Here is a 4,392-nt window from a genome sequence, read left to right on the forward strand (position 1 = left end):
CCCGTTTCATGATCGGTCATTGGGGCTGCCGCCACGCGACCCAAAATCCGTTCCGCCAGCGTTTGCTTACCAAAATTATCAACACGGCGCACCCAAATACCTTTGTTCGTGCCGCAATCTTCATCCATCACAATCATCTCTTGAGCAATATCTACCAGGCGACGAGTCAGGTAACCAGCATCGGCCGTGCGGAGCGCGGTATCTGCCAAACCTTTACGAGCACCATGCGTCGAGATGAAATATTCCAGTGTATCTAAGCCTTGCCGGAAGTTTGATTGAATGGGCACCGGAATAATTTTGCCCTGAGGATCAGCCATCAAACCACGCATACCGGCTAGCTGCGTAATCGGGCCAAAACCACCTTTACCTGCACCAGAAAGTGCCATAACGGCAATTGGGCTGGCAGGATCCATAGCATCTCGCACAGCTTTCTCAACCTTGTCTTTGGCATCATTCCACTGCTCAATGGTGCGCTGATACTGCTCTTCTTCAGTCAGCAGGCCACGGCGGTATTGCCGATCAATTTCGTTTACACGCTGCAACGCTTCATCCAAAATCCCTTGCCGTTCATCGGGAATGGTCAAGTCAGCCACAGCAATGGTTGTCCCTGAAACGGTTGCATACCGGAAGCCAATATTCTTCACAGCATCAACCATATTGATAGTCGCTTCATCACCCAGCAAGCGATACACACGGTTGATGAGCGCATTCACACCGCCCTTGTCCAGCACCCGATTTACAAAATGGAACTCTTCTGGGAGCGTCATGTTGAAAAGAACACGTCCTGGAGAGGTCTCGATGACGCGGCGGCGCGGCTTGCCATCAGCATAGCGCGTGTGGTCTTCCTTAAAGTAGGTTTCTACTTCCAGCTTGATTTTGGCATGAATGTCTACATAACCCAACTCGTAGGCGGTTTCAACTTCTTCCATGCTGCCAAAAGTATTGCCTTCCCCGTGACGGCCGTCTACTACCAGCGTCAGGTAATACACACCCAACACCATATCTTTTGACGGCCCTACAATGGGCTGACCATCAGATGGCTTGAGCAGATTGCGCGTGGCCATCATCAACTCTTTTGCCTCGGTCACCGCTTTTTGCGAGAGTGGTACATGCACAGCCATCTGGTCGCCGTCAAAGTCAGCATTGAAAGCGGCACACACCAGCGGATGTAGCTGGATGGCCTTGCCCTCAACCAACATTGGCATGAAGGCCTGGATACCCAAACGATGCAAAGTCGGCGCACGGTTCAATAAAATCGGCCGTCCCTGAATCACCTCTTCCAAAACTTCCCACACTTCCGGGGGCTGGCGCTCAATGAAGCGGCGCGCGCCCTTCACGTTGCTGGCATAGCCATATTCCACCAGTTTGCTAATAACAAATGGACGGAAAAGCTCTAGAGCCATTGTCTTTGGTAAACCACACTGGCCTAATTTCAGCGTTGGCCCCACCACGATAACGGAACGGCCGCTGTAATCCACACGTTTACCCAACAAATTGCGCCGGAAACGTCCCTTCTTCCCCTTGAGCATGTCAGACAGCGACTTCAGCTCACGGCGACCCCGACGACTGAGTGCCTTGCCCCGCTGACTGTTGTCAATCAAGCTATCTACAGCTTCTTGGAGCATCCGCTTTTCGTTGCGAACAATCACATCCGGCGCACCTAGTTCTAGCAAGCGCTTGAGGCGGTTATTGCGGTTAATGACACGCCGATACAGATCGTTCAGGTCAGAGGTGGCAAAACGGCCGCCATCTAACTGAACCATCGGGCGCAAATCAGGGGGAATAACGGGCAATACCGTCAAAATCATCCATTCAGGACGATTGCCACTTTTACGCAGCGATTCCACAACCTGCAAACGCTTGGTAGCCCGCTTGGCAGCCTGCTTGGAGCGCGTCGTACGAACTTCACGCCACAACTCACGAGACAGCTTATCCAAATCCATCTTCTTCAAGATGTCATAGAGTGCCTCAGCACCCATATCGGCACGGAAAACATTACCAAATTTACTTTTCAGTTCACGGTAATCGTTTTCGTTGAGGAACACCATTGGCTCCAGACTCTCTAGCTGTTCGCGGTTGGCCTGCGCCTGCTGGCGCAAACGGGTGAGTTTTTGCGTCAACTCGTCCCGCATGTCTACACTTACAGCTTCAGCCTCCGTGCGTAGCTCCTCAATTTCTTTCTGCATGGTGGCTAAATTGCTTTGATGATCTTCTTCGCTCTCTTTTTGCACCTGTGTTAGCCGCTCAGAGGTAACTTCTTGCACCAAAACGCTGTGCTCGCGGCCAACCGTTTCGCCCTCTTTAACGATGACGGTCTCACCAAGAACAATGTCTTCGCTAGCGGCAGAGCCTTTCAAATTTTCTAGGCGGCGCTCTACAGCTTGCGCTTCATTTACAACGGCATCTGTTGCTGCCGATAAGCGATCATCAAACGATTCATTTTGCTCTTGCAACTGTGCTTCCAGCTCTTGCAAACGAACTTGGGCATCTGAAGTTGCATCACCAATATTGGACTGCAAATCTTCTTCAAATTTGAGTTCAGCTTCTGCCAACTCTTCTTCCAGGCGCTTCAATGCCCGCTGACGAGCTTCTTCATCAACACTGGTAATCACATATTGGGCAAAATAGAGAACGCGATCCAAATTGCGACGAGAAACGTTCAGCAACAGCCCCATGTGGCTGGGAACACGGCGCGTGTACCAAACGTGAGCCACAGGCGCAGCTAGTTCGATATGCCCCATCCGCTCACGGCGAACGGCCGAACGAGTCACTTCTACCCCACATTTGTCGCAAACGATCCCTTTGTAGCGAACGTTTTTATACTTTCCGCAATAACATTGCCAGTCACGCGTTGGACCAAAAATAGCTTCACAAAACAAGCCATCTTTTTCTGGCCGCAGGCGACGGTAGTTAATGGTTTCTGGTTTTGTAACTTCTCCGTAGGACCAAGACCGCATTTGGTCTGGGGATGCTAAACTAATGCGTAACGAGCGGAATTCTGTTGTCTCCACCAGGTGACCTCCCAAATAGAATAAAGCTCCAACCCTAAAATAAAATGGTACATCTTACGTATTGTGCACGAGCAAAAATGGTTCCCTTTTATCAATCCGTAAACACGGAAAAAGAGCGTATGGTCTGATCAGGACCAACGCTCTTAAAACGTCGTGGCAATTTTTATTTATGTATGGCGATTATATCGGTACCCGTTAATTAGTCAACGCTATTACATAAGAATTACGTAAGTATGTGCAAGCGGAAAATTATAAAGGAAACGGCCGTTTCTAGCAAGTCCCAATTTTCAAAACAGACTAATCACCATCGTTGAGTGGCTGCACCGTTGCACCACAAAATTCGCAGGTGTAGACGGTAACGCCACGCGGCTGTTCCGGGATGGCTGCAAAGCAATTCGGGCATTGCTCCGGGAAGCTAGCACTGGTAATTTCGGCCGCTTCCAATTCATCCAGATATTCGTCTGAGCGATCGCCGTCAATTTCACCAGATTGAATACGGTTGATCATGGCTGCCCAATCTTCTGATTCCTGCCCATCCAAATGGAAGCGGGCGCGTGAGAGATCGGCAGTGGCGGCAAAAACCAGCTCCAAAATGTCATCCTTGCCCATGCCCAGGAAGCCGCCTTCCTCTTTATGCACAATTTGGTCAATTTCATGCACTTGCACGGCAATGTGCAGCTTTTGCACCATTTCTGAATCTGCCTTGAAGAGGCCAAATCGCTTTTTGGTCACAACCTCTTCGCGCTGCTCAAACAGTAGCCGCTGGTCGGTGAGGAAGAGGTAGCCTTCTGGCCCCTCATCTCCATCCTGGTGCCATTCAGCCTTTACGGCCAACAGTGGCCCCTCCGCTTCTAGCAGGCGAATCTCCTGGGAACCAGCCATCAAATCCAACATCTTGCCAACCTGCCCCAGAGAATACTCAATCTGGTAAAGCTCTGTTTGCATCCCGTCGTACAGGCCATCCAGGGCGCGGCGTGCAGCGGTGATGCGGCTACCCAAACTGTCTACCGATTTATCCACAGCTTTCACAACGGTTGCATTGGCTCTGCCTAACCGATTCACCTGCCGCTCAGTCTGATCTAGCTCCCGATCTAGTCGGTTGACCTGCTCTGTAATTGCTTTTTCTACGCGGGGGCGCAGTTCATCCCATTGATCGTCGAGTGCTTCAAGCTTGTCTTCTAACTGGCCAGAGTGAACGTATCCTCGGTCTCGAAGTGCTTCCAGGTCAAAAGGCAGACTGGTGAGTTTGTTATCAATGTCGCCAACGGCCGTATAAATATCCTCTAACTGCGCTTGTGATTCCAGCCGCTCAAATTTGTCCTGAATGCGGTCAATTTTGGAGGCCAATTCGGCAGAAACGGCTGCTGCGGCACCTGTGCGG

2 protein-coding genes are annotated in these 4,392 nt (G+C 50.8%); both read right to left on the reverse strand.

Going from position 1 to position 4,392, the window contains the following annotated elements; genetic code table 11:
- Nucleotides 1–2,957: DNA-directed RNA polymerase subunit beta' (gene rpoC, locus ACOQPM_RS00005; protein WP_420627164.1), on the reverse strand; the 2,957-nt coding region annotated here is incomplete at its 3' end.
- Between the two features lie 351 nt (nucleotides 2,958–3,308).
- The coding region (locus ACOQPM_RS00010; RefSeq protein ID WP_420627163.1) for a hypothetical protein at nucleotides 3,309–4,392 on the reverse strand (1,084 nt) is incomplete at its 5' end.

The organism is Candidatus Leptofilum sp., assembly GCF_965223525.1.
Classification (GTDB): Bacteria; Chloroflexota; Anaerolineae; order Promineifilales; family Promineifilaceae; genus Leptofilum.